Below are 25,322 nucleotides of genomic sequence, written 5' to 3' on the forward strand. Positions count from 1 at the left end.
TCTGGACTCTTTCACGGCGAAACTTGCTATGAACCACCGACACGAACAATTGCAATCGATTACGCGGCGCCACTTTCTGAGTGCGATGCAGTTGGGCGTCGGCGGGATGGCGCTCGGTTCACTTCTGTCGGGCGAGTCGCAGGCTGACGAGATCTCGATCGATCCCTCACAGCCGATGTCGCCGCGCAAAGCCCAATACGCTCCGAAGGCGAAATCGGTCATCTATTTGCATTTGGCGGGTTCGCCGCCGAATCTTGACCTGTTTGACTACAAGCCGGAACTGGTGAAACGGACCGGCGCCGATTGTCCGGCGGAGTTTCTCGCCGGCAAAGAGTTCGCCTTCACCAAGGGAACGCCGACGCTGCTTGGTACTCCTCACAAGTTTCGTCAGTGCGGCGAGTCTGGAGCCTGGCTGTCAGACGCGCTGGTCAAGTTCGAGGAAGTGGTCGACGACATCTGTTTCATCAAGTCGATGAATACCGATCAATTCAATCATGCTCCGGCCGAACTGCTGCTCTATACCGGTTCGCCGCGACTCGGTCGGCCTTCGATGGGATCGTGGGTCACGTATGGGCTCGGTTCCGAGAATCAAAATCTGCCGGGCTTCGTCGTGCTCAATTCCGGCGGGTCGAATCCCAGCTCTGGCAAAAGCGCCTGGGGAAGCGGCTTTTTGCCCTCGGTCTTTCAAGGGGTGCAGTGTCGCTCGCAAGGGGATCCGGTCTTGTATCTCTCGAACCCGAAAGGGATGCCGCGCGACGTGCGGCGGATGTCGCTCGACGCGATTCGCGATCTGAATCAAGCCCAGGCCAGCGTGATCGGCGACCCCGAAACCGAGACGCGCATCGCCCAGTACGAGCTGGCGTATCGGATGCAAGCCTCGGCGCCGGAGACGATGGACATCTCGCAGGAAACGGCCGACACGCTGACCAAGTATGGCGCCGAGCCGGGGGACGGCAGCTTTGCGTCCAACTGCCTGCTGGCGCGACGTCTGGTCGAGCAGGGCGTTCGCTATGTGCAGCTGTTTGACTGGGGTTGGGACTTCCACGGCACCAATCCCAGCGAATCGCTAGGAGACGGCTTGCGCACCAAAGCGAAACGGATCGACGAGCCGGTCACGGCGCTGATCCAAGATCTGAAACAACGCGGCCTGCTCGAGGATACGCTGGTGATTTGCGGAGGAGAATTTGGCCGCACCCCGTTCCGCGAAGGCCGTACTGCCGGCAGTCAGAATCTCGGCCGCGATCACTATCCCGATTGCTTTACGTTGATGATGGCCGGCGGCGGAATCAAACCAGGAATCACCTACGGGGCGACCGATGAACTCGGTTTCCAAGTGACCGAGAACAAGGTGCATGTCCATGATTTGCAAGCGACCATTTTGCACCTGATGGGAATGGATCATTTGAAATTGACCTATCCATTCGCTGGTCGCGACTTCCGTTTGACCGACGTGCATGGTGAATTAGTGCCAGGCATCTTGGCGTAGCCGAGTTACGCGTTGGTCGAACTGACCGAGTCGGTCTCCACCGCAACGGCGGAACCTTCGGCGACCGTCAAAGCGGTTTCGACGGCCGGCGAATCTGTTTGCGGCTCAAAAGCCAACAGCGCTGACAGCGCTACGGCGACGACCAGCGGCAATAACGTCAGCGGATGTATCGGCGGCTGGCGCACCAGCGGCGGTTCTTCGACTTGCAGCTCGTCGATCGTCTCCCAACCATCGACGGTGTGACGCCACTGAATGGGTTCGGCCAACTCGGCGGTCGACTCGGCGTTGGAATAGTGGGCGCTCGGAACTACGGCGCATGTCGCTAGCCAGAAGAGTACCGGCAAGGTTGCGACAAATAATAGGGTTCGTAACACAGCGGTTTTCCGCGATAGGCAGGCGAAGTGCGAACAGGGGGACGATGGGATACCTGAAAAGGCAACCTCCGTGCCCAAATGAGCGACGCTGACGTTAACTTCTATAAGCACAACGTCTTAGCAAAATTTCTCGCATCCTTGCCGAGCGGCTCCGTCGCTTTTGGGGAACACGCGCGTTTCCTGAAAGCAACGCTCCAAGTTCTGATTATAACGCGCCGCGGCCGTTTTCGCCTGTTTGTCGAACCCTACGAATCTTTTGCAATCGAAGTTCGGTGGTTTGCGTCTCGGCGCCATGTGACCTACGTTTCGGGGTGGAACTCTCATTCGCGTCGTTCCGGCGGCTTGGGTTTGGATTTTCAGCACCGGGGTAGAGTTAAAAAAAGCCATGACAGACTCATCGAAACAGCTCAAAGATTTGTTGGCGGGAGCCCAGCTTCCGGCGTTGCCGCAAAGCGCGATCCGCTTGTTAGAACTTTCGCAAGATCCAGAAAACGGACCTGCGGAGTTTGCGGTACCGATCGAATCGGACCCTGGCCTCACGGGACAGGTATTACGATTCGTCAATTCGTCGTATTTCGGTTTTTCCCGTGAGATCTCCAGCGTAAAGCTGGCGATCACCCTGGTCGGCATTCGCACGATCAAAAACTTCGCTCTCTGGAGCGCCGTCTTCAGCCTAATGCCCAATCCCAAGAGTGGGCCCTTTGACCTGAAGAATCTCTGGCAAGATTCGCTGCGACGCGGTTTATTCGCGCGAGCGATGGGCAAGATTTTGGGGCTGAAAGACTCCGAAGATCTCTTCGCCGCCGCGCTGCTGCAAGATATGGCCGTGCCGCTGTTGGCCAAAGAGTTACCCGAAAAATATGCCGACCTCTTGGTCAGTCGTGCCAACGGCGAAAAACGCCTGTCCGAACTCGAACGCGAAAAATTCGGCTGGGACCATGCTGAAGCAGGCGGCGTGATCGCTCGCGGTTGGAGCCTGCCGGAAGAGTTCGCCGTGCTGATTGAATCGCACGCCGATATCGAACGACTGGTCAACGAGCCCAATGAGCCCGGCAAGGTGTCCGTCGCTTTGTCCGCTTTGTTGCCGGCGACCAATGACGAAGCCTGGCCCGAACGGGACACTTTCGTCGGCTACTACGAACAACTCCGGGGCGATGGTCCCAGCGCCGAAGAACTGCTTGCGCAAATCGATGTCGAATTTGAAGAATTTGCACCGGTTTTGAAACTGACGACCCCGACCCAAACGTTGGTCGATTCGTTCCAAGCGGCGCCGAAAGAACCGTCGCAGACCTAAGCGTGTCAGCGGCTGAATACCAACATCTACCCAGTGATGGAAGCGCTGCGGACGATATTCGTCTGCGGCGTTTTTTTGTGAAATCCTCGGTCCGCAGTGCTAGCGAGTCGGAAGACTTTAGATCGACGGGAAGAATCGCAAAATCAGGCAACCGAACGTAAGCCGCAAATTCCAACCAATGTTCTTGCTTTTAGACGCTCCAACGGCGGGAAGATTTGGTTTTGATTTCTCCGCTTGATAAAATTATTTTGAAAACGGCGCTGGAACATCGCGCTCGCTCCGCGAACAATGGGATTGCCATCCAATATCAACCTGGGACTTCCCGATATGAACAGCCTGCAGGAAACGCGTCGACTGCGACGCATTCGCGAAGTGGAAGGCTATCTTGATTTGATCCTTTCGGCATCGTCGCACTTGCCTGCTTCGATCGACGCCAAACGAACGCTCGCTCAGCGAGCTATCGCGTTGCTGGACGAAATTGAGGAGATCGACGGATCATCCAACGACACGCTTTATCTGCGCGGTCAGACCTACCGCACGCTGGACGAGCATCACAAGGCGATCGATTGCCTGCGTCACGTCTGCGACGACGATCCGACCGATATCCATGTCTGGCTGGCCCTCGGCTGGTCCTATAAGCGTGTGGGCCGCTTAGATCTAGCGATCGAGGCGCTGGAAGAAGCGATGTGCAACGATCCGGCCCAGCCGATCATTCACTACAACTTGGCTTGCTATTGGGCCCTCGCGAAGAACCTCCGTCTCTCGATGGAGTATTTGGCGCAGGCCTGCGAGATCAACGCCAGCTTTCGCGAGTTGGTCGACGCCGAGTCGGACTTTGATGCGATCCGCTACGATCCCGAGTTCGTCGGGCTGATGAATCTGATCGCTTAAATCGAAAATTCAACCGGGGCGACGCCAAATCTCAAAGGTCGTCGTGTAGTCGTTCTTTTCGTCCGCCGGAAAATCGGTCGCTTCGACACGTTCCCAGTTGTCTTGATCGAGCGCCGGAAAAAAAGTGTCCCCATCAGCGATCGTCGTCTGGACGCGGGTCAAGTAAATCTGATCGGCCAGATCGATCGCTTGGGCGTAGATCTCACCGCCGCCGACCACAAAAATTTCGCCGCTTGTCGACGGCGTCTTGAGCGCCTCCGCTACGTTGGCGGCGATCACGGCCCCTGCGACGGCATAGTCGGTCTGACGCGTCACAATCACCGTCTGCCGGCCCGGCAGCAAGCGTCCGATCGATTCGTACGTCTTGCGCCCCATGACGATCGAGTGTCCCATCGTCAACTTTTTGAAGCGCTGTAAATCGGCCGACAACCGCCACGGCATATCGCCGCTGCGGCCGATGACGTTGTTCTGTGACGCCGCGACGATCAAAGAAACGGTCATACCGCCACCGGAGCCGAGATGTGCGGATGGGGATCGTAGTCGACCAACTCAAAGTCTTCAAACCGAAACTTCAACAGATCGGTCACCGCAGGGTTGATCCGCATGGTCGGCAGCGGCCGCGGCTCACGCGACAGTTGCAGCTGCGTTTGATCCATGTGGTTCAAGTAGAGATGCGCGTCGCCAAACGTATGCACAAAGTCCCCCGGCTCCAGGCCGGTCACTTGGGCGACCATCATCGTCAACAACGCATACGACGCGATATTGAACGGCACCCCCAAAAAGACATCGGCGCTGCGCTGATACAGCTGGCACGAGAGCTTCCCCTCGGCCACATAAAACTGAAACAGCAAATGGCACGGCGGCAACTTCATCCGCGGCACGTCGGCCACGTTCCAGGCCGAAACGATCAGCCGCCGTGAATCAGGGTTGGTCTTGATCTGCTCGACCAGGTTGGCGATCTGATCGATGTGCCCGCCGTCTGGCGTCGGCCACGATCGCCACTGATAGCCGTAGACCGGGCCGAGTTCGCCTGCTTCATCGGCCCACTCGTCCCAGATCGAGACTTTATTCTCTCGCAGGTAGGCGACGTTGGTCTCTCCCTGCAGAAACCAAAGCAGCTCGTGGATGATCGACCGCAGGTGGAGCTTTTTGGTGGTGACGGCCGGAAACCCGTCGGCCAGGCGAAATCGCATCTGATGGCCGAAGACGCTCAGCGTACCGGTGCCGGTCCGGTCTTCCTTGCGGACCCCTTCGTCGAGAATACGCTGCATGAGATCTAGATATTGTCGCATGCAGGTCTTGATACCGGAGAACCGCGGTTTTCGCAAGTAGCGGACCGCTGCGGATCGCCGCGCCGGGGGCGACTATTCGCCGATCAAAACGACCGGCAATCCCAGCGAGATCACGCCGCCGTGATCGGTTTCGTCCCCCATTCGCGCCGCCGGCATTTCTTCCAAAAGCACGGTCGCTGAACCAAGCACAATCGTCGACGGCGGCCCAACGCAGGTACACATGTTGGTAACCTGCGCGGCCGGCATTTCGCCCACCAGCACGGTGACGGCGCCGGGACCAATGATCGGTCCGCCGACATGCGGCACGATCACCGTCACCATCGGACAAACTTGCAAGTACGTAATGCACGCGGCCGGTTGTCCCATGGAATTAGCCCTCGCCCATCGGTTTTTCGCCGGCGCCCCATTGCCAATCATCCCAGATCGCGGCGTCGCGCGGAGCGGCGGTCGGAGCCGAAGGCAAATTGCCAAATTTGTTTAACAGCTCGTCCTTCAATTGATCGCCCCACGCCGGAGGCATTTTAATTCCCTTCATGCTCGCCTTGACCGGCGCCTTCTTCATTTTGGCCTTCGCCTCTTTCATTTTGGCGGAGGCTTGCTGGGCGGTTTGTTTCATCTCTTGTTGTTTTTGCTTCAACGCCGGTACGCCGGCTCGCAACGAAGCGAGATCGTTGGTCGCTTTTTGCTTGGTTTGCTCGATCGCCTGCAATGCGGCGGGTACGGCCGTTTCCATCTCGACACGCGCTTTTTTCGCCATCGCCAACGCTTGGCCGAAAATTTCGCGCTGCTTAGAATTGATAAGCGAACTATTGATCGCGTTCGCTTTCACCAAAAATGTATCCATTTGGCTGAGTGCGCTGGCAAATTGATCCGTAATGGCCATCGTGGATTCCTGGGGTTTAGGTTGCGGCTGGTTCTGCGATGAGCGAATGCTGGCCTCGGCTAACTTCCATCGCCAAGCGGAGGAATTCTGGGCGCATGTCGACGCCGCCACGGCTGCGACAAAGGGTGGCCGCTGATTTGGCTGCGGTCGAGATCAACGCAACCGGGACCTGGGGTTTCGGTTTCAGCTGCGGACCATTCGCCGGCGTGATGCTCTCTCCGGAATGAAACAGAGCTTGAGCCAGCATTTTCAGCGGTGGGCTGATCCCTTTGGTGCGCGAATAGGCGCGAATCCGCCAACGCAGATCCTCCTGCGGAGCTCGGAGATACGCGACAATATTCTCTAGCAAGAGCTCTTCATCGGGATGCGCCACGGGACGTAGTGATTCCCAGATGCAAAGCAAACCCCACCAGACGCGATCAGGAGCCGCCAGACATGCTGCTGCGAATTGCAGCGCATCGTCATAAAGCTCGCTGTCAACCAGCGCTTTGAAGAAGCGAGGAGCCTGTGGTTCGCGTTCTAATAACTGTTGCGCCAGCTCGGACAATTCGCAAAGTGCGGCTGGAGCGGTCGCTTCTTGATTGCTCATCGCGTCTCCTGTGCGGGTGAGGCGTTCCGACAAGTCCACGGCGCCGGACCTTGCACCAAGCTTTTTCCCAGTAACAAATAGCGTCTCTGGCGCTCATAGTAACCGCGCGGCTCGCGATAACTGGCCGCCATCGAGATGATCGCGGCAATGATCCGTCGCGGCATTTCAGGCGGAGCGACAGCGATTGGCTGATCGGGCGAAGTCGCGCGTCCGCCGGCCGAGTAGGCGGCCTGATAGAGGCATCCCCAGAGAGAGATGCGTTTTACTTGTTTGTCGATGCGGCGGATCGCCAGCAAGCCTTCTTCACTGGGACGGGCAATCCATTGCACCACAGGCGCTAAATGAAACGCTTCGCCGTCAGGATCGTCGCCTAGCGCGTCATGAATCGCCAGCACCGACCACCATAATGATCGACGTAGCGGCAACGCAGCGGCCAGAAACTTGCGGGCGGCGGCGTCCAACTCCTTCGCCAATAGGCGCTCGATATAGATCATCGGCGCCAATGTCGGCGTCAACAAGCTGCGAGCTTCGTACGACAACTGCAACTTGTAACGCTGGCAAATTTCGACCGCTGTCGCATCCCCGCGCAACGGGCTCAGCGGCGCAGCTGCCGGCGACGGAGTCGCCGCATGTTTTGCATGCGAGCCGTGGCGACAATCGTGTTTGGGGAACGGTCGAGATTTCATGACGAATCACTTTATTAGTTGATGTTTACCAACGCGCCTTCCATGGTGATCATCCCATCGCCGGTCACTTCAATTGTCGGAGCTTCGAGCGAGATCGCGGCTGGAGTTACTTCAAACGAACCATCCGCCGCTTCTAGCACGTGTCCCGCCGCCGTAATAGATCGCATCGAATCGTCGACCACTTCCGTAATTCCTTCCGGAGTAATCGAAAGCATAATATCCGCAACTTTAAAGACGATCGACTCTGGCGTCATCATAATGCTGGCTCCCTCGCCAACCGGCCCGACGCTGATCGTGATCTCTTCCGGCGTCATGGCGATTTGCGCGCCGGCCATCGGCGCTCCAACGACTTGCTTAATCGTTCCCATTTCACCGGCCGAGATGCAGATGGTGTTCGACTCTTCACCACCGGCGACAGCAATCATGCCGGTGCCGCTGACCATCTGCACGTTGGTCTCGCCGTTGATGGTCACTGTGCCAGCATCGCCAGAGGCGACCAGATCCAGACCATAACCGCGCGATTCGAGGAAAATTCCGCCATAAGCACAGACGGTATGAGTGCCCCAGAGCGTTTCATTTCGATTCATATCATCATTCTCATTTTCAAGCGATTCGTGCCATAGAGCGGTACTATCCTCTCCTGGCGGAGATTGCCGCAACGAAGTCTCTCAGCCGGTAGTTGGGCGTCATGCGATGCTCTGACTTGGTACTAAGCGGCTTTACGCTTCAGCCCTTGGACCGGCTGAAAACGGCGCCGCGCATGTCTAGTCTTGTTTGAGTTTGGGACCGTTATATCGCTCCGGTTGTTGATCTTCGCCTCCGTCATCGTCTCCACCGCCGTCGTCGTCTCCGCCTCCATCGTCGTCTCCACCTCCATCGTCGTCTCCACCTCCGTCATCGTCTCCACCTCCGTCATCGTCTCCACCTCCGTCATCGTCTCCACCTCCGTCATCGTCTCCACCTCCGTCATCGTCTCCACCTCCGTCATCGTCTCCGCCTCCATCGTCGTCTCCACCTCCGTCGTCGTCTCCGCCGCCGTCGTCGTCTCCGCCGCCGTCGTCGTCTCCACCTCCGTCGTCGTCTCCGCCGCCGTCGTCGTCTCCGCCGCCGTCGTCGTCTCCGCCGCCGTCGTCGTCTCCGCCGCCGTCGTCGTCTCCGCCACCGTCGTCGTCTCCACCGCCGTCGTCGTCTCCGCCGCCGTCGTCGTCTCCACCGCCGTCGTCGTCTCCACCGCCGTCGTCGTCTCCACCGCCGTCGTCGTCTCCACCGCCGTCGTCGTCTCCGCCGCCGTCGTCGTCTCCACCGCCATCGTCGTCTCCACCGCCATCGTCGTCCTCTTCTTCCCCATCTGGTTCCGCATCGTCGTCTCCCAGATCATCCTCTTCTTCTGGATCGGCATCATCTTCTTCTTCGTCGCCGGCAAATTCGTCGTCTTCGTCTTCGCCCCCTTCCATTTCTTCCAGGTTCATTTCGCCGCCGCCAGCTCGGTCCATCACTCGCAGCAAGGTTTCTTCTCCTTCCGCCGTGATCAGAATTCCCCAACCTGTGGGGATTGTCGCCGGGTTGACGAGCCGTGTTTCTACCTCAGCGCCGTTGCGCGCGGCTGACTCAGCTGCGTTGGCCAGGGCGTTTTTCTTCTCTAGCGCCATAATGATGCCGTAGAGCAGTTGCGAAACATGCGTGCCGATCGTCACATACAAATGCGGTACACGATCCGAATCTTGATCAGAACTGCTGCTATCGCTGTCGCTAGAGCTTTCGTCTTCGGTCCCCTCGTACTTGGGATATTTGAAGTGCACGCCCAGCTGATACAGCATATTGGTGGCGACCACCGCAACGCTAAGGACGCGCAGCGCATTTTCGACGACGGCTCCGGTAGGTTGAAACTCTTCGTTCCCGGCTTCGATCGCGCGCTCTTCGACCGCAGACATCCAAAGCGGTGGTCGAATAAAGAGCGGGCGCGCCGTCGTTTTAATTTCATTGGCGCGCGTGAACTCTGCGCAAGGGCCGCCATACGAGGCGCCCATCTTTTGCCCCATATAGAGATCGCTTTGCCCGAACACGCCGTTGATCAGCGCGCCCAAGATGCTCGTTCCCAGCTTGTTCAACAAGAACGAGGGATCCACCACCGTGGTTTGACGGCTTCCAAAAAACGTATCGGCGATCTGACCGTAGGTGCCTGAGTCATCCGCGCCGATCGTGCACTTGAACTCACCCGGCCCAAAGCCGAAGAAGTCCTTCAGCGCGGTTTCTGTGGTATCGACCCAATCGGACATTGCAACTCTTTCTCTCGGAAAAGGGGCGGCTGTTAAAGCAGCGCTCCGTTGAGTTTGTAGTGCTTGGTCGGCGTGTATTGGTAGCGATAGCTTTCCGTGTTATCGACCGCTTGCCGCTCGGAGTGAACTTGCGTGTATTCGTGTCCCGGCACGTCGTGAAACACGATCGCATTGAAGTTCTTCAAGGGATCGCCTTGGAAGATGCACGATTTGACGCCGCCCATCTGCCGGTTCAACGGCAACTCTAACGGCGGCATGTTCGTCGAGTTGTAGACGCTGCCGACGATGATCGGGCGATCGGGATCTCCCTCTTCAAACGCGACGATCACTTCGTGCCCGATCCGGGGCCAGAAGAAAGCGCCCCACCGCGGTCCGGCCCAGACCTGGCCGACGCGAATCCAGCACGACGCGGCTTCGTTCTCGATGTCGCTCCGATCCCACGGAAATTTGACCTTCACCCGACCATACTTGTCGATGAAGATTTCTTCCTTCTCAGGACCCACGACGCGAGCCGATTGCATGCCGCAAATCTTTGGCTTGGCGACCGTCAATTGCGGGCGAAACTGCACCGCTTTCGGTTGACAAATGAAGCGGTTTTCGTATTGCAGATCGGTTCCGAGCGACGCGTCATGCGAACGATAGTTCACGTCGACTTTGGCGTCGTGCTCGACTTCTAACAATTGATAGTCGTCATCGCCGTTGGCGTGACGCATCAGCGAGAATAAATAGCCCGGCGTCAGCCGCGGGATATCGCTTTTGCCTTGGCAGCGCACCGCGGTCGTCGCAATTCGCTGAGCGTCGAGCTTGGCCGAAACCGTCCCCGCATCCTGCGTTTTACCAAGTTCGTCACTTTGATCGCCGCCGCCGCCGTTCACGTCATCAAACCAGCCGGCGTAGCCTGACGGATAGATATAGACCTCGCGCTGCGGGTCGGGCAAGTCGCTAACCGCGTGCAGATCATGTTCGGCTGTGCCGCATTTGACTTTCTTCACCACGACTGCGGAAGCGTCGAGATCTTGGCCGGTCATTTGAAACGCGATGTCACGCAGCGCCACATTTTTGGAGGTGATCTGCTGTTCGCGGCGCCACCAGTAGATGCGATTTTCGGGCCGGACGCCGCCGATGACCGATTCGTAGATCAACGCACTAATCCCATTGATCGGAATCTGGCTGACCGTCTGGTCGCACATGAACAGTTTGTGTTTCTCTTTTTCGTGCTTGAAGTGAAAATAAATTCCCTCTTCTTCCATCAGACGCAGCACGAAATCGAGATCCGATTCTTCGTACTGCACCAGATAGTCACGGTAGGGATACTTCGATTTCAAATTGAAGTCGACGTCGTACCCTTTGAAGACTTCCTGCAGAACCTCGGGGACCGTCATCCGCTGGAAGATCCGACAGTTGCGCGTCAGCCCCATCAACCAATGCTTGGGAGCGAGCGTCGCTTCGTACTGCGTAAACTGATCGTCGCGACTCACTTCGGCAAATGTCGTAAAGATGCCGTGAAAGTAGCGCGGGCCCAAACCAAAGGGATCGTCGAGCGTCACCGTAGCGGCTTTGCCCAAGACCTTGGAAAAATCGATGTCGCCGCTGGGGTCGCCCAACAACGTCAGTTGAAACTCGTACAGCGCACTGACCGACTCACGCCCCTGAAAGGCCGAGATCGCCAGAGTTTGCGGCCCCAAAGGGGTTTCGACACGAAGCGGGCGATTCGATGCGTCAAACAGATCTGAGAGATCCACGAGCTCATTCCCCAACAAAAACCAGTTGCTAGCACGTCTTCTGCTTCGGCATTTCGACCCCTTTATGTTCGCCGCACGTGGAGAAAACGCCACGAATAACCTCGCGGCCTGCGTAGACCACAACAAATACAACAACCGTGCGAATCACAGCAGCCGCAACCACTGTCGCGACTGCAGCGATTTTCCCAATTGCGACAAATAGCGGCGATTTAAACTTCTACGAGAAGAATGCGGGAAGTCGTTTGCCCCTCGGAAACGTTGATGTAGAGTTGCATGGTTTATTTCTGCAACATCCACTGAGGCGAAACGGCAACGTCATGACTCGAAGCCGCAATACCCAAGCAAATTCCAATTCGCCATCCCGCGGGGAACAGGGCGACCAACAGCGCTGGCACGCTTTCGATGCGCCGCGCCGCCACCAGTGGAAACGGTTGCAATTGCCGTTGGCGATTGCGCTGCTTTGCGGATTCGTGCTGGTCATCTTGTGGGCCAGCAGTTGGTTGCGTCCGCCGCGACCGACGCGTTTCATCTTGGCAGGCGCCGGATACGAAACCAATCTTTCTGTTCCGCACAATGCGCTCGGTTGGAATGTCCTAGTCGATTTGCAGGGGGTCTCAAACGACGCCCAGACGCAGCGCTATTGGGGACATCGCTTGCTGCGCAGCGGCGACGGACCGCAGCGCATGCAAATTGGTTGGCGCCCCAGCCTGGAAGGCGTAGAGGAAAACAACGTCGTACTGATGCTGACCGGGCATGGATTTATCGGTGAAAAAGGGCCCGCATTGTTGCCGGAACATGTCGACCTGACAAAGCGTCCGGAAACGATCAACATTGTCGATGTCATCGCCGACTTGCAGAAACTGCCTGAACAAACCAACAAGCTGTTGATTATCGACACCTGTCGAACCATCGTCGCTCCCCAGTTGGGCTTGTTAACGAACAGCTTCTCGTCGTCGTTACGCGACATGGATGAAGAGATTCGTAAAGTGCCGAACCTTTCGGTGGTGGTCGCCGCTGACGTCGATCAGCAAGCTTGGAACTTTTTCCAGCAGCGTCGCACCGCGTTAGGGCACTACGTGATTGAAGGACTTCGCGGCGCGATCATCGATGATGACGACGACGGGCGGATCGACGCAGCCGAATTGTTCCGTTACGTCGACAAGGAGCTGATGCAATTCGCCGCCGCCAATCACAACCGTCGACAAAGCGTCCTGATGTTGCCGACCGGTAATGACGGATCGCAGCGGGCCGACGAATTTGATCTAGGCGTGTTGCGTCCCGGTTATGAACCGTCGAAGAGTCCCACCCCTATCGCGTCGAGCCAATGGGAATGGATGAACGAGTTTTGGCAACAACAGCAGACCTTGTCCCAAGCGCAACCGTCGGTGTTGCGATATTCGCCGCATGCTTGGCGGCGCTATCAAGAAACATTGTTGCGGATGGAGTCGTTGCTGATCGCCGGCGACATCGCCAACGCATCGCGACTGCGCAGTTCAGCCTCGGAGCTGGCCTCTGCGTTTGAGAGCCGCCGACGAATGCCGCTGCAATCGCAGGACTTGTCCCTTTCGTGGCGAACAGCAGCCGGTTGGTTTCAACCAACGCCGGCGGTCGTCACTTCGGCGGCGACTCTATTGACGTCAACGGCGCCGCAAGACGTTCGCGCGACGTACGATCAAGCGGCGCAACAACAGATCGCCAACGGCGTCTCTGAAGCGGCGTTCTCCGACGCATTGCGTCGCGAACTGCTGCTTCGCGCCGCCGAAGATCCAATTCACCAATTGGCGAAAAACTGGCAAGTAATTCGCTCGATTGGTCAGTCCAACGAGACGGGGCCAACCGAACTGGTCTTCGTTGATCTGCTCTGCCAACAAATTGATATGAAATCCATGTCGCCGGCGGATGCGGAAGTGGTCGGCAGCGCCATCAAGACGAACCTGCTGGCCGAACAAGCCGCGGCGGCGGCGGCGACTTGGAGCGCGGCGTTCGCATCGCGCGTTGGCGCGGCTGATTTAGAACGCCGTATCGGCCAAGACTACCTGTTTATCGACTCGGCGGCTCGTTTGAAGGCGGTCGCACAAATCAACTCGGCGTCCAAGGCCTATGCGTCGATCATGAATGACGTCGCCGTTTTGAATCGTGCAACCGAAGCGCGTAATCACGCTTTGGCGGAACTCCCTTTCTACAACCATTGGACGATCGCGACTCCGCCTGAATCGGGCGGTGAGGGCTTGCAGATCCAAGTGATGAAATTGTGGCAATCGGCCCATGATCTGGATGACCAGTTAAACAGTGCGGCGGCGGCGACTTCGGCGACGCCGGAGATGTTGTCGAAGCTCACCGCGTTAACGACCGAGGTCGAGCAACAACGTTTGGAATTGAAAAAGCAGAACGAACAAGAGCAGAGCTCCGCTTTTGTCGCGGATCCCAGCGAGTCGCTTCGTCGTTTGAGCCGCGCCATGTTGTTGCCGGCGACTGACTCCGAATCGCGCCGCAAGTTGCTGATCGCCTGCATCGACGCAACCGGCGCCGAAATTTCTCGCGGCCAGCAACCGGCGCCCTCGATCGAGCAGCAAGAAAAGTTCGCCAAAATCGATGCGGCTCGAGCCGGACATCTGTCGCTGGCGAAATTTGGCGATACGTGGTACGACCAACTGAGCGGATCGCGCGATGACGCTTTCGCGATGACCAGCCATCGGTTGGAAGTCTTTGGCGTCGAACAGTTGTGGCGCGAGACGATCGGCAAGATCGGCGGCGATTATGCCCAAAAATGGCGCGAGCTGATCCAGTTGAACACCAACATTGATCGCGACGACATGGACCTAGTGATGATCGATCGCATCGCATCGCAGTCTCGCATCATTCCCAGCGTCGTGTTGGCCGTTGACGACGACGCTCGTGAAGCGCGCCAGGCGACATTGGCCGCGGCGGCGCTGCAATTCGCCCACCGTGCCTGGAATGAACACTGGGATGATCAAGGCCAAGTTCCTTACTACCTCCGCGCCGCTCGATTGTTAACGGCCGACGCCGTTCGCTTCGCGCTGCATCCGCAGAAGGCGACGCAGGAAGCGGCGCCCTGGCAAAAAGCAGGCGACTTTGCGATCACTTCGCTTCCGCTACGAAATTGGACGACAGAATCGACCGAGTCGTATCACTTTGATTTGACGATTGTCGGCGAGAACCCGCCCAACGGCGTTCCCCGCTTTGGATTCTCCACCAACGGCCTGTTGCGCTTGGCGGTGGATGATGACGCCAAACGAGGCATCGAATGGAACGGCGGCAAGACGCGCAGCATTGACGTGCTGGTCGAAGCCGATCTCGGCAGTAAACCGCTTGAGAAAGATGCGGCCGAGGTCGTCGCTCATGTCGACGGCGCCGTCTTCTTTCGCGGACATTTGTCGACGGCCGACACCAAAGTGGTGATTCACCGCCGACCTTCCAATCATTTGATCAGCAATCCGGCGCCAGACGCCGCAAATCTTGCGATTGTCGCTTCGCCAGAACTGCATCAGCAGTACGGCTCGGGCGACGCGGCGATCTCGATCGTGCTGGACGCTTCCGGCAGCATGGGCGCCGCGGCGGGTCAGCCGTTCGGTCCGCAAACAAAATATGCGGAAGCCGTTCGCGCACTCGATCGTTTGCTGGAGACGATCCCTGATGGGACGCAAGTTAGCGTTTGGACGTTTGGTCAGGCGATGGGATCGCAAAAGACGGTCGTCGAAGCGGAGCGGACCATTCAGCGTCTGGTGTCGCCGATTATCTGGAATTCCAAAGACAAATCGCAATACCAGCAGTTGGTCAAAGCGATCACCTATCCGCAAGTCGAACCCTGGAACGAGTCGCCGATTTTGCGGGCGATGATCTCGGCCAAGGGAGACTTGGCCGGCGTCAACGGACCAAAGACGATGCTGGTCATCACCGACGGCGCCGACAACCGTTTCGCCAACGATTCGACGGTCAATCCGCGTGGTCGTAGCGTCGCCGAGGCGCTGTTCGACATCTTTGACGGCAGCGGAATCTCGATTCAAGTCGTCGGCTTCAAAGTGGTCAGTGCCGAAGCCGCGCTGGCCCAAAAGCAATTTGAACTGGTCGAACAACTTTATCCGCCGGGCGGATTCTATCTGATCGATCGCGTTGAAGCGCTCGAGGCGCACCTGGCCAACGTCCTGAGTCGACGTTTGACCTTTGTGACCGCCGATCCACGTCAACGAAAACCGGGACCCGAACATCCCATCGGCGATATCGGCGGTGGGCAAGTCTGGCTGACGCCGATGCTTAAACCGGGCCGTTTGGCGATCGAAACGCCTGTCGATCCGGCGTTGGCGCCGACGATCTTCCTGCAGCGCGGCGACCTGATGTTGTTGCAACTCACTTCGCAAAGCGATCACCTTTCGTTGGAACCGGCCGACTATCTGGCCCAGCGCTTTCCAGAACGCCCGACCATGACTTCCTCTGGCTGGAAATCGGCGCTGCTGCAAAATCAAATCGACGGCGACGAGCTCAAACTCACGCTAGGCATGCAACAACAAAGCATGCAACTGGGCGAGTTGTCGGTGATCAAACCGGCCCGCGTCTGGTTTAACGTGGGACGCCCTGACGGCAGTAACGCCGCTTCCAGCGTGACGCGTCAAAATGGATTTCCCATGGCGACCTATAGCATCGCCGCCGCCGATTGGCCAATCGCCGGTAAAGTGGCGACGCCCACCGTCAGCGCTTGGTGGAGCGCCGAAGGTGACAATCTTGGCGTGATTCTGCGTCACCCCAACGACTACGCCAGCTTAGAAGCGATTCAATCCCAAAATGTCGAAACCGACGCGGGACAGCTTCAAATCCTGGGCGTCAACGTCGAGCAAACCCAATGCGTCGCCGCCGATGGCAAACTGGCGCTCGTCCGTCGCTTGGTGATTCGTACCCAGGCCGCACCCGGCGAAATCGTCTGGTGCGAACCGATCGGGTACAAGCCGGAAGGCGTCGAAATCAAAGCGTTTCGTGATATCGGCGCCGCGACTTCGTACTTCTGGCCGGTTCCCGATGGGAACATCGATGACATCGTGGCCGGCTTGCGAGTCGTGGCGCTGAAAGACTTCCAGCGTCACTCCGAGCTGCGAGGCCAATACGTTCAATTTAACGAACTGGCGGCCCCCGCAACGCGCGACTTTGCTCCGCGTCCGGCGCTGCGACTTACCGGCGACAAAAACTAGTCAAGGCAAAATGACGCATGAATCAATCGCCTGAGTCTCCTTTGTGGCGACAATTCGACCTCCGTTCGCGATCCGAAGCGACCACGTCCGGCGGACGTTTTTCGTACCGTACCGTGATTGCATTGGTGCTTGCGCTGACGCTGATCGGCGCCTTCGTCGGAACGCTCGCCTGGTTTCGCGCCCAACCGCGGACTCATTTCGTCAGTTGTATCGTCACTCGCTTTGGTCAGTTGGACGTGCAAGATCGGACGGCGCACGACGCCGACTTGAAAGCGATGATCGCCTCCGGCTATTTCACCGACGGGGGCAAAGCGTCGCGCGGCATATTGCATCGCGGCCAGCTGATCGAGCGCTTTCTCAATTTGCGAAAAGCGGCGAAAGACGAGACGGTCATCGTCTATCTCTCGAGCTACGCCACCTTGCAAGAAGATGGCGACGTCGACCTGGTCCCCTCCGACTGGAATCTCTCGGAAGGAGGCGCTTCGCTGGCGCAATTGATGTCGGCGCTGCGCGATTGCCCCGCTCAGCAAAAATTGCTGCTGCTCGATATCGCTCCCTTTTCGTTGACCGACAATCAAGCGACCGGCGTGCAAACGGCGGCGGCCAGCATTATCGAGCAACTGGATGATCCACATCTAGCGGTCCTGTTTAGCTGCGGATCTGAGCAGATGCCGCAATTGAATGAATCATTGGGGCGTTCTCTCTTCGGCTACTTTGTCGAAACCGGACTTCAGGGAGAAGCGGACGGTTGGGGAAGTTACGCCGATGGTCGAATCATCGCCAGCGAACTGGCCGAATATGTGCGAGCTCGCACCATCGAGGTCAGTCTGGCGACCAGCGGCATCTTGCAAGCGCCGTACATGACGGGAAAAACGAATCGTGATTGGGAGTTGTCGAGCGTCAATCCACACGCGACGACGGTCCTTACGGATACGGAACGAAAGTATCCCGAATGGCTTACAGCGGCCTGGACAACACGCAATGCGCTGCTGAAATCGGGAAAAGAACGGTTCACTCCTAGCGCCTTTGATCAGCTTGATCGCGTCTTGCTGCAGTCCGAACGAGAATGGCGACTCGGCGATGATTCTGATCGTACGCAGCGTGATTTCCAACTGGCCAATCACCTGTTGAACAAGCGACTTGCCGAATTCGCAGCTGTTCGCGACTCGTTTCCGAACATTTCTCTCTCCGACTATCGCGAAGAAGGAGAGCAGGCCCCCAAAGAGGTCTCTTCCGAAGTCGGCAACTATTTCGCATCGCTCGATGATCTGGCGTCGCTCCCCGATGCGCAGCGGATCGCCGCGATTAAAAAAATGCAAACCGAATTGCAAGCGAAGCTAAAAACGGCGACTCGCATGCAAGTCGCCCTGGCGATTGATGATCAATTGCAGCAATTGGAAAAATTTCAGCCGACCAAATTCTCGGCCGCTTCCGAACTGTTGCAACTGTGGGAACCCCATCCGCGGCAAATCGAAGAGGCGTACTGGTTATGGCTCGCTCGTTTAAGTCCGAATGATCCCAACGCGCTGCGCTTTTACAATTGCATCTCGCAACAGCAGCAAGTTTCGGCGCGGCTCGAGCCGCTGCCGTGGATTCTGAGTCAGATGTCCGCCTCCGATCAATATTTGCATGCCGCCAAAGTCGGACTGATGTCCCCAGGCTATTTGCCGACGACTTGGAATGCGCAACAACTCAATACGGTGCAGCCCCAACTGGATCGATTGGATCAATTGTCAGGCCGCCTGGCGACGGCATACGATGTCGCACGGCGCGGATATCGACTTAGTTGGTTACTGGCCGAAGAAGCGGCCTTCAATCCTGATTCGTCGGTAAAAGTTGGAACGGCGATGGCTCAAATCCATCTCTTGATGACGAGATACTCGCTGAAAGGAACCCACGCTCCCTTCTCCGAAGACCAAGACGGAACGTCGATGATCGATCAAGGAATCGAAATTTCGGTACATCTTGGCAAGACCTTGGACGAACTCTCGCAAACTCCCTCTAACACGCAAATCAGCCAATGGATCGCCGAGCTGACCAGCTCGCAACCGAGCGTCAGCACGTACCGTCACGCCGATATCTTGCTCCGCACCCCTTGGGTCCCCGTCGAGCAACGCGCTCAATTGTGCGCCGCATTGCATAAAGCGTCGTTCACGCTTACTTCGTCCATACTCAGTGCGCCGCCGCTATCGTATCGCGAAGTCGATTTGGAAGCGCACGCAAATGTCGATACGCGATTGGCCTGCTATCTGCACGGTTTTTACTACAAGCAAACGCCAGCCGACGAAATGGCGCCGCCGAGCGATCCAACGGAAATGGGAGAGCAACCGACTTCGATTCCCCGCTGGAAAGCGCTCTTTCAGATGCAAGCCAACTATCGGCTCAAGCAAATGAAGCTGATGCACGTCGAGCAAAGTGATGGAATTTTTGATAGCGTCGAACGGCGATTGGCGCTCGTCGCTACTTGTCCCGCGTTTCAACTCTCCAATAGCATCGGTCAAGTCATTTCCCACGACGGTCACACGTCAATCGAAGTCGACTATCGCGTGATGACCGCGGATATGGATGATAAAACGCCGCACATTAATGTCATTTCTCCCTCGAGTGTTTTGACGGCGAGCATCGACGCCGAAATCCCGGATCGCTCCGCCACGATCATGGTGAAAGCGACGCCGGAAGCGACGCCTTCGCAACTTGCCGCCGTGCAAGGGGTGATGATGACCTTCAAAATGCCATGGGGAACCGTCTATCGACCAATTCCACTACCGCCGATGTTTGACCATGAGCTGGAACTCTTGGCCGCTTCCACCTTGGACGGCCCCCAGACCGCGCTGACCGAGATCGATCTTCGGCCAATCGCCGGTCGTCAGAGTCAGTACTGGTTTCTCCGCAACGTCACCGATAAGTCGCTTAGCGTCAATTTGCAGATCGGCGCCGGCCAAACCTATCAACAAAAGCTCGACATCCCGCCGCGCGGCGTTTCGCCGATCATCATCGCCGGCAAACCAATTGCTGCGCCAGCTCCGTTGCCGACGGTCTCCGGCAAGATCACCATCCTTGCGACCGACGCCGTCAGCGGAAACTCTCTGCTGCAGCAGGAACTCCTCTTGCGCGTGCTGACTCCCCGTAGTTACGTCCAAGTGACCGACGCACGCTGCGAATATCGTCCCGGCGGAGCTCGCATCACCGCAACATTATCGGCGACCAACTTCCCCAGCGGACCTCCTTCCAGTGCGACGATTGAGCTCACGCCGCAGGAATTTCCGAGTCTGGTGAACGTTGTCGGCGGCGTCTTGAGCAGCAAGCTCGTCAGCGGCGACAAACAAGTGCAGCTCTCAGCCGATTTGCTGCTCTCCCCCACCGCGAGTCAAAGCGGTCAATGGCGAATCTCCGTCGATGGATTTTCCCAGGCATTTCGTTTTGACGGCATCGTGCCGACCAGCTCGGGGCTCTCCAGCCCCCGAGCGAACAACCAACCGGTGATACGTCTGACGGCGCCGGCGATGTTGCGTACCGGCGAGACGTTGACCGCCGGATTGATCGCCGAAAGCGCTCCGGTAGGCGCGTCACTCGTCTGTCAGTTAGGAATCCCGAACAGCGGCGGATTTCTGGCCGAACGAACCGTCACTTGTCCCACCGCCCAACAATCGACCATCGGCTTCTCGCCGATTGATCCGCATGGCGCGCTGCAGTGGACCGCGCGGCTGAATGACTGGAACGTGCAACTAGACACGGTCGGCATCGTCGGACGGCGGCGCGTGCAATTGCAAATGCTCGACGCCGACGGCAATGTCATCGACCAAGCCTGGCAACCGATCGTCGTCGACGATTCGGCGCCGCGCAGCTTGCGTTTCACCACTTCGCCGACGTTGGCCCAGATCAAAAAGCCAGCCTCGTTCGCCGCCACCGCGTTTGACGGCGAGACCGGCGTCGCCCAAATGCAAATGTTCCTCGGCGAGCCGTTTGACAACGCCGTCCCCAAAGACGCGAAGCTCGTGCCGATGATCCTTGGCGAGGATGGCAACTTCACCGGTCAACTGACGCTGACCGATCTCGGACGCAACTTTGTGACCGTCGTCGCGACCAACGGCGTCGGCATTCAAGCGTTCAAAACCACAACCGTCCATGTCCTCGAACAACTACCGCCGCCGATGGCCACCATCCGCGGAACCGTTCTGGAAGCAGGCAGGCCCCAACCAGGTTTGACCGTCACTCTGGCCGGAGCCGACGGCAAGCCGATCAAGACCAGCGAAACCAGCCCCAGCGGCGAGTATGTCTTCGGACAACTCAAACCAGGCGCCTACCAACTCTCCGTCGTCAAAGCCGCAGCGGCTCGCAACGCCAAAGCGACCGCCGTCGGCAAACCGGATCAAACGTCAACAGTCGATCTGAACCTAACGCTGCAATAAGTTGAAGGTTGGACCGGACCGCAATCCATTTTTTCGTCGATCTTCTCCAGTTTGGCTGGGCGTTAAGTTGCGTAGTTTGGGGGTCGATCCCTGAAGCTTGGACTGGACTTAAGACTGGACCGGACCGCAATCCATTTTTTCGTCGATCTTCTCCAGTTTGCCTGGGCGTTAAATTGCGTAGTTTGGGGGTCGATCCCTGAAGCTTGGACTGGACTTAGGACTGGACCGGACCGCAATCCATTTTTTCGTCGATCTTCTCCAGTTTGCCTGGGCGTTAAGTTGCGTAGTTTGGGGGTCGATCCCTGAAGCTTGGACTGGACTTAGGACCGGACCGGACTGCAATCCATTTTTTCGTCGACCTTCTCCAGTTTACCTGGGCATTAAGTTGCGTAGTTTGGGGGTCGATCCCTGAAGCTTGGACTGGACTTAGGACTGGACCGGACTGCAATCCATTTTTTCGTCGATCTTCTCCAGTTTGCCTGGGCGTTAAACTGCGTAGTTTGGTGGTCGATCCTAAAGTTTGGACTGGACTTAGGACCGGACCGGACCGTCAGTAGACTTGGGAAGTCCCAAGGCCCCATCGGACCTGCTCGCAGCGTGGCGACCGGACCCCGGTTTGCCAAGCTCCTGCTCGTCGGAGTGCCGAATGCGTCCCGGCGGAACACCCCGAATTTCGCCAAACACGAGTCGACCACGCATTCGTGCGCTTTGTCAATCGACAAGATCCCAAACACTAACCCGAGGCGCAAGTTTTGAAGTTTTGAAGTTGCGCAATTTCCCGGTTGGCCGCGATAGCTCGACTATCGGGGCGGCGTAGCCGTAAGAGGCATTGGTTCCTGGTAAGCAGTTCGAGGCCATTTCGCCATTTCAAACGGCGCGGCAACCACCGCTATCAGGTCCGACCACGGCTCGATGCCTCTTACCGACTTCGTCGGCCTCGATAGCGGAGCCAACCGGGCGTGGTTTGGAAAATAGCGCAACCTCAAAAGGCGCAAGACGCGATTGGTGGGTTACGCAAACGGTGATGTTGTTCGAAATTGGTGACCGAAAATCGCTTGCTGCACCCACGCTACCCGATGATGACTGTCTTAAAACCACCAGGTAACCGCCAACAAGATGACGAAGACGACCGCCATGAAGCCGACGATCCAGAGGGCCGTGTCCCACGCATGTTCCAAGATCGGCGCCCAAAGTTCGTGTCGGGTCGCGGCGTAGACCAGGCTAACGACTACGATCAGCGGGATCGCGTACAGCAAGCGCGTCGCCGGGAGGGCTGCAAAGACGTTCAATGTCATGAAGAGCGAAAACATGGTCGATATCCGCAGGCGTAATTAGCTGTCAGCCGTACTGGTCGCTTCGGTCGTATCGCTGGCCGTCTCATCCGCGGATGTAGGCGGATCTTCTTTGTTGCCGCGCTGGCGGCGGCGTTTCTCTTTCTCGGGAATGACAAAGACCGGGCCTGCATAGGCGTCAAAGATGACCAGCACGTTCAATAGACCGGCGATCATCGTGTACAGCGTCCCCATTTCAAAGCGAAAGCCATATTCGCGATGGAGCTGGCCCAGTTCGTGGTCGTTGATCGGCGGCGCCATCAGCGGCACGCCGAACAGCAGCAACGCCGGTTCCCGATTTTTGACGCGATACGCCTGATACAACGCTGGCGCCGCCGGCAGACCGACGCCGATTTGGCACAAATAGGGCAAGCGCTTTTCGCTCATGTCCCAGCGAGCATAGACGACTCGTCCCCCTCCCATCGACAGACCGACGAAGAAGGTGAACAAGATGCAGACCATGAACAAAATCCCTTTGCCCACCCGTCCTTGGTAGATATGACCCGCCCCCGGCAATAGCCACGCCAACAGAAATGCGAGCTCGGGGTTCTTCAGATCGACTTGGACCGGAGCGAAGCGGTCTTCGCCGGTAGTCGACGACTGGTCAGCCATTTCTAATCCAATGGGGGGAAGACAACGGGGACAATCCCACAATCTTAGCCAAATTGACGCCTGAAGATAGGGCAAACCGCCCTCTAAGCTGTTCGAGCAGAGCGGGTATCGATTGGATTACCGCATTGTTTCTCGCGATCTTTGCAAATATTCCTGGGATCCTCAAAGATTTCTCTTTGCATTTCGGTTGCTAAGCTCATTTAGAGAAGAAGCGATCTTGCCCTTTCAACGTGCTTTTCACCTAAACCGTTATGAGCCACCAACCACCGAAACAGAACTCTCCAACTGGCATACTCCAGCCAGACGAATTTGTGCGTTTGGTGGTGGAAAATGAGGGGCGAATTTTCGCCTATGTGGCCTCGATTGTGCCGGGTTCTTCCGAGATCGAAGACATTGTTCAAGACGTGATCACGTTGATGTGGGAGAAAATCGAAGACTTTGAACGGGGAACCCATTTCGGGGCTTGGGCTTGCCGGATCGCCTACTTCAAAGTGCTAGAACTGCGTCGTTCGATGGGGATTCGTCGCTCCTACTTTTTGAGCGACAAACTGCGAGAATCGCTCGCTTCTGAGGCAGTAGAAATCTGGGATGACCTGCAACAGCAGTCGGTCGCGCTGGAGAAGTGCTTGGACCATCTGGATGAGGCCGATCGTCAGATGGTGCTGCGACGATACAGCTCGAAGGGAACGCTCAAAGAGACGGCCGCACTGCTGGGTAAGTCAGAAGTAACGGTGCGGAAATGGATTCGCCGCGTTCTGATGCGACTGGAGAAATGCCTCTCACTACGATTGGGGCTCGAATTATGAGCGATCTCCAAGCGCGCGCCCAACTGCTTGAACTGCTGGCCGAAATCGACGCAGGCGAACTATCCGACCAGCAGACTGAGCAATTGGAACAACTGCTGATCGAGCATCCCGAATTGCAGAAAAGTTATTTGCGCCGGATCGCCGCGCGGACGCAATTGACAATCATCGCACGCCGTCGCGCCAACAAGTTGGCGCTGCCGCCGCAAGCGGAATGCGCGATCTCACCCAACCAAGCCCCTCAGAGCAAGAGCGCCGTCGTCCTGGCGATCGCCGCTAGTCTGTTGCTGATTGTAACGCTGGGAAGCGTTTTCTGGTTTTCTCAGCAGTCTCCACTGGCCGGCGCCGCTCTCAGCGACACATCGCCGCCGATCGCCTCGATCACGCGAATCGCCGATTGCTGGTGGAGCGCCCCGGAGATGAGCGCCGCGTTAGGCCAGCGTTTGTCTGCAGGTCAAAACTTGTGGCTCGAATCAGGCCTGGTCGAAATCACGATGCGGTCGGGCGCCATGATCACCATGGTTGGTCCTTGCCAAGTTCAAATCGCCGACTCCAACAGCATCTTCCTCTCGCAAGGAATCGTGCATGCTTTGGCTCCGCACGACACGATCGACTTCACCATCAAAACCGAGCAGATCGACATCATTGATCTTGGCACCAAGTTCACCGTGTCGGTCGATCAGCAGCAAGCGGTCGAAGTTCATGTGCACGAAGGTACGGTCAGCATGCGTCGTAATAGCGTCGCGAAGCAGTCGCTTATCGAACATCTTGTCTTGGCTGGCAAATCGATTCGGTTTAGTCCTACGGCGGCCGTCTTTGAGAAGCCGGATGGTTTTACGCCGTTTCGACAAATTGCGCCGGCGAACGGAAAGCATATCGCCTACACCACGCGCGCCGGCACGGTCGGCAATCAACTCTACGAAGGGAAAGTGGGACATGACTTTATCGTAAATGAAACGATCGAAGTCACTCGACTGGGCGTCTTTGACAGCAATTCCGACGGACTCCAGCGCGCGCTTTTCTGCGAGATTTGGCAGCGCGACGACCGTGGAACTCCCGATGATTTCCGCGATGACTATGGAATCGTCATGGCGGGGCGCCTGCCGTTTACGCCGGATGATCCCGGCGAGTTGATCGAGGGCAATCGTTTTAAATCGCTCGAAGCGCCGCTGACGTTGCCGCCGGGCAATTACACAATTGTCGCCTTTGGTTACGGCAATGGAGAGCCGCTGGGGAATGACCAATACCAAGTCGGATTGTATCGCAAACGCAAATCGCGCGACGATGGCCAGGGCGTGGTTTCCTTTGTCGGCTCCAGTCGTTACGGCGACCAAACGACCGGACCTCATGCTTTTCCTGGCATCGTCGATAAATTCTGGGCGGATCGCTATTCCGCAGGCACGTTTGAATACCGCTTGCTGGATCCATCCTCCACTACTCGAGAAAGTCCTTAGTC

General features: G+C 57.4%; 19 protein-coding genes. 7 read left to right on the forward strand and 12 right to left on the reverse strand.

The features are described from left to right. Positions 1-28: 28 nt before the first annotated feature. Positions 29-1,486, forward strand: a complete 1,458-nt coding sequence (locus tag M4951_RS25165) for a DUF1501 domain-containing protein (protein ID WP_262024352.1) — start codon at positions 29-31, stop codon at positions 1,484-1,486. 5 nt (positions 1,487-1,491) lie between these two features. On the opposite strand, the gene M4951_RS25170 is transcribed toward M4951_RS25165, so the two are convergent. Further along, positions 1,492-1,860 (reverse strand): hypothetical protein, encoded by a 369-nt coding sequence (locus tag M4951_RS25170; RefSeq protein ID WP_262024353.1) that lies wholly within the window; start codon positions 1,858-1,860, stop codon positions 1,492-1,494. Between the two features lie 385 nt (positions 1,861-2,245). Between M4951_RS25170 and M4951_RS25175 the strand changes: the two genes are divergently transcribed. Then, positions 2,246-3,154 (forward strand): HDOD domain-containing protein, encoded by a 909-nt coding sequence (locus tag M4951_RS25175; RefSeq protein ID WP_262024354.1) that lies wholly within the window; start codon positions 2,246-2,248, stop codon positions 3,152-3,154. Positions 3,155-3,448: 294 nt separating this feature from the next. Continuing rightward, positions 3,449-4,045 carry a TPR end-of-group domain-containing protein gene (locus tag M4951_RS25180; RefSeq protein WP_262024355.1) on the forward strand — a complete coding sequence of 199 codons (597 nt, stop codon included), beginning with the start codon at positions 3,449-3,451 and terminating at the stop codon, positions 4,043-4,045. A 9-nt stretch (positions 4,046-4,054) separates the two neighbouring features. On the opposite strand, the gene M4951_RS25185 is transcribed toward M4951_RS25180, so the two are convergent. The 9 genes from M4951_RS25185 to M4951_RS25225 form a co-directional block, all read right to left on the reverse strand. Next, positions 4,055-4,546, reverse strand: coding sequence for a dihydrofolate reductase (locus M4951_RS25185; RefSeq protein ID WP_262024356.1), 492 nt, complete (start codon positions 4,544-4,546; stop codon positions 4,055-4,057). Then, positions 4,543-5,337: a thymidylate synthase gene (locus M4951_RS25190; protein WP_262024357.1), complete on the reverse strand. Its 795-nt coding sequence runs from the start codon at positions 5,335-5,337 to the stop codon at positions 4,543-4,545. Before M4951_RS25190 ends, M4951_RS25185 begins: the two co-directional genes overlap by 4 nt. A 72-nt stretch (positions 5,338-5,409) precedes the next feature. Next, a complete protein-coding gene (locus tag M4951_RS25195) occupies positions 5,410-5,703 on the reverse strand; it encodes a PAAR domain-containing protein (RefSeq protein WP_262024358.1) in 294 nt (97 codons plus the stop codon). A 4-nt stretch (positions 5,704-5,707) separates the two neighbouring features. Then, a complete protein-coding gene (locus M4951_RS25200) occupies positions 5,708-6,220 on the reverse strand; it encodes a hypothetical protein (RefSeq protein WP_262024359.1) in 513 nt (170 codons plus the stop codon). A 16-nt stretch (positions 6,221-6,236) separates the two neighbouring features. Then, positions 6,237-6,809, reverse strand: coding sequence for a DUF6931 family protein (locus M4951_RS25205; protein WP_262024360.1), 573 nt, complete (start codon positions 6,807-6,809; stop codon positions 6,237-6,239). Beyond that, entirely contained in the window at positions 6,806-7,495 is a 690-nt protein-coding gene (locus M4951_RS25210) for a DUF6931 family protein (RefSeq protein ID WP_262024361.1), read from the reverse strand. The genes M4951_RS25205 and M4951_RS25210 overlap by 4 nt, the downstream gene beginning before the upstream one ends. Positions 7,496-7,509: 14 nt before the next feature. After that, the gene (locus tag M4951_RS25215) at positions 7,510-8,082 is read right to left on the reverse strand and encodes a hypothetical protein (protein ID WP_262024362.1); all 573 of its coding nucleotides are present in this window, start codon (positions 8,080-8,082) and stop codon (positions 7,510-7,512) included. Between the two features lie 177 nt (positions 8,083-8,259). Beyond that, positions 8,260-9,771: a hypothetical protein gene (locus tag M4951_RS25220; RefSeq protein WP_262024363.1), complete on the reverse strand. Its 1,512-nt coding sequence runs from the start codon at positions 9,769-9,771 to the stop codon at positions 8,260-8,262. A 32-nt stretch (positions 9,772-9,803) separates the two neighbouring features. After that, the gene (locus tag M4951_RS25225; RefSeq protein WP_262024364.1) at positions 9,804-11,513 is read right to left on the reverse strand and encodes a type VI secretion system Vgr family protein; all 1,710 of its coding nucleotides are present in this window, start codon (positions 11,511-11,513) and stop codon (positions 9,804-9,806) included. A 317-nt stretch (positions 11,514-11,830) separates the two neighbouring features. Here M4951_RS25225 and M4951_RS25230 point away from each other — a divergent pair, with 317 nt between their 5' ends. Beyond that, positions 11,831-16,711 (forward strand): hypothetical protein, encoded by a 4,881-nt coding sequence (locus M4951_RS25230; protein ID WP_262024365.1) that lies wholly within the window; start codon positions 11,831-11,833, stop codon positions 16,709-16,711. Between the two features lie 17 nt (positions 16,712-16,728). Next, the gene (locus M4951_RS25235) at positions 16,729-21,120 is read left to right on the forward strand and encodes a carboxypeptidase-like regulatory domain-containing protein (protein ID WP_262024366.1); all 4,392 of its coding nucleotides are present in this window, start codon (positions 16,729-16,731) and stop codon (positions 21,118-21,120) included. 1,088 nt (positions 21,121-22,208) lie between these two features. Here the strand turns inward: M4951_RS25235 and M4951_RS25240 are convergent. Both M4951_RS25240 and M4951_RS25245 read right to left on the reverse strand, forming a co-directional pair. After that, the gene (locus tag M4951_RS25240) at positions 22,209-22,430 is read right to left on the reverse strand and encodes a hypothetical protein (protein WP_262024367.1); all 222 of its coding nucleotides are present in this window, start codon (positions 22,428-22,430) and stop codon (positions 22,209-22,211) included. A gap of 21 nt (positions 22,431-22,451) precedes the next feature. Further along, entirely contained in the window at positions 22,452-23,063 is a 612-nt protein-coding gene (locus tag M4951_RS25245) for a DUF6677 family protein (RefSeq protein ID WP_262024368.1), read from the reverse strand. Between the two features lie 251 nt (positions 23,064-23,314). On the opposite strand from M4951_RS25245, the gene M4951_RS25250 reads away from it, so the two are divergent. Together M4951_RS25250 and M4951_RS25255 are read left to right on the forward strand one after the other, a co-directional pair. After that, on the forward strand, positions 23,315-23,869 hold the full coding sequence (locus tag M4951_RS25250) for a sigma-70 family RNA polymerase sigma factor (protein ID WP_262024369.1): 555 nt from the start codon (positions 23,315-23,317) through the stop codon (positions 23,867-23,869). Beyond that, positions 23,866-25,320, forward strand: a complete 1,455-nt coding sequence (locus M4951_RS25255; RefSeq protein WP_262024370.1) for a FecR family protein — start codon at positions 23,866-23,868, stop codon at positions 25,318-25,320. Before M4951_RS25250 ends, M4951_RS25255 begins: the two co-directional genes overlap by 4 nt. The last annotated feature ends 2 nt before the right edge of the window (positions 25,321-25,322 follow it).

It is taken from the genome of Blastopirellula sp. J2-11 (assembly GCF_024584705.1).
In the GTDB taxonomy this organism is placed as follows: domain Bacteria; phylum Planctomycetota; class Planctomycetia; order Pirellulales; family Pirellulaceae; genus Blastopirellula.

Excerpts from the sequence above, each read along its gene's own strand:
- M4951_RS25255 (WP_262024370.1), top strand. The coding sequence starts at position 23,866 with ATGAGCGATCTCCAAGCGCGCGCCCAACTGCTTGAACTGCTGGCCGAA.
- M4951_RS25210 (WP_262024361.1), bottom strand. The coding sequence starts at position 7,495 with ATGAAATCTCGACCGTTCCCCAAACACGATTGTCGCCACGGCTCGCAT.
- M4951_RS25190 (WP_262024357.1), bottom strand. The coding sequence starts at position 5,337 with ATGCGACAATATCTAGATCTCATGCAGCGTATTCTCGACGAAGGGGTC.
- M4951_RS25235 (WP_262024366.1), top strand. The coding sequence starts at position 16,729 with ATGAATCAATCGCCTGAGTCTCCTTTGTGGCGACAATTCGACCTCCGT.
- M4951_RS25230 (WP_262024365.1), top strand. The coding sequence starts at position 11,831 with ATGACTCGAAGCCGCAATACCCAAGCAAATTCCAATTCGCCATCCCGC.
- M4951_RS25165 (WP_262024352.1), top strand. The coding sequence starts at position 29 with ATGAACCACCGACACGAACAATTGCAATCGATTACGCGGCGCCACTTT.
- M4951_RS25185 (WP_262024356.1), bottom strand. The coding sequence starts at position 4,546 with ATGACCGTTTCTTTGATCGTCGCGGCGTCACAGAACAACGTCATCGGC.
- M4951_RS25195 (WP_262024358.1), bottom strand. The coding sequence starts at position 5,703 with ATGGGACAACCGGCCGCGTGCATTACGTACTTGCAAGTTTGTCCGATG.
- M4951_RS25240 (WP_262024367.1), bottom strand. The coding sequence starts at position 22,430 with ATGTTTTCGCTCTTCATGACATTGAACGTCTTTGCAGCCCTCCCGGCG.
- M4951_RS25245 (WP_262024368.1), bottom strand. The coding sequence starts at position 23,063 with ATGGCTGACCAGTCGTCGACTACCGGCGAAGACCGCTTCGCTCCGGTC.
- M4951_RS25250 (WP_262024369.1), top strand. The coding sequence starts at position 23,315 with ATGAGCCACCAACCACCGAAACAGAACTCTCCAACTGGCATACTCCAG.
- M4951_RS25175 (WP_262024354.1), top strand. The coding sequence starts at position 2,246 with ATGACAGACTCATCGAAACAGCTCAAAGATTTGTTGGCGGGAGCCCAG.
- M4951_RS25200 (WP_262024359.1), bottom strand. The coding sequence starts at position 6,220 with ATGGCCATTACGGATCAATTTGCCAGCGCACTCAGCCAAATGGATACA.
- M4951_RS25220 (WP_262024363.1), bottom strand. The coding sequence starts at position 9,771 with ATGTCCGATTGGGTCGATACCACAGAAACCGCGCTGAAGGACTTCTTC.
- M4951_RS25205 (WP_262024360.1), bottom strand. The coding sequence starts at position 6,809 with ATGAGCAATCAAGAAGCGACCGCTCCAGCCGCACTTTGCGAATTGTCC.
- M4951_RS25215 (WP_262024362.1), bottom strand. The coding sequence starts at position 8,082 with ATGAATCGAAATGAAACGCTCTGGGGCACTCATACCGTCTGTGCTTAT.